Below are 643 nucleotides of genomic sequence, written 5' to 3' on the forward strand. Positions count from 1 at the left end.
CCGAGCGTGGTCATGTCAAATTACTTGTCTCATTGCACAAGCAAAACAACGATATCGCCCAAGTTCGCTTTCGTGTGGTGGACTCGGGGATAGGTATTGCCAAAGAGCACCAGCAAGCGGTGTTTGAACGCTTTCAACAGGCCGATGGCAGTACAACTCGCAAATATGGTGGTACAGGGTTAGGTTTGGCGATTTGTGCCCAACTCGTCCACATCATGGGTGGAGACATCAAGCTAACCAGTGAACTTGGCTTGGGAAGCTGTTTCGATTTCACCATTCCTTTAACGGTGGTGAGCGGTCTTCCAACATATACCGATCCGCTCAATGTGCTCGATTTTCCTCGAACAGAGGCGAATGAGGCAACGAACAAAAATCCAGATACGCCGTGGGTTTTGATTGTCGAAGATACAGAAGTGAATCAGAGGGTTGTTCGCATTATGCTGGAGCAGCTAGGGCTTAAAGTCAGTGTCGCGAGCCACGGTGAAGAAGCATTGCAGTTATGCCGCGAGCACGCCTTTGATCTCATCTTTATGGATTGCCAAATGCCAGTGATGGATGGGTTTATCGCGACAGAGCAGATCCGTGACATGAATGAGTGGGGCGCTCACGTGCCGATCATCGCATTAACTGCCAATGTAGTGAA

1 protein-coding gene is annotated in these 643 nt (G+C 49.5%); it reads left to right on the forward strand.

Going from position 1 to position 643, the window contains the following annotated elements:
- Positions 1-643, forward strand: a 643-nt coding sequence (locus R7093_RS26075) for an ATP-binding protein (RefSeq protein WP_318147127.1), incomplete at both ends; no start/stop codon positions are given.

It is taken from the genome of Vibrio sp. 1580 (assembly GCF_033340055.1).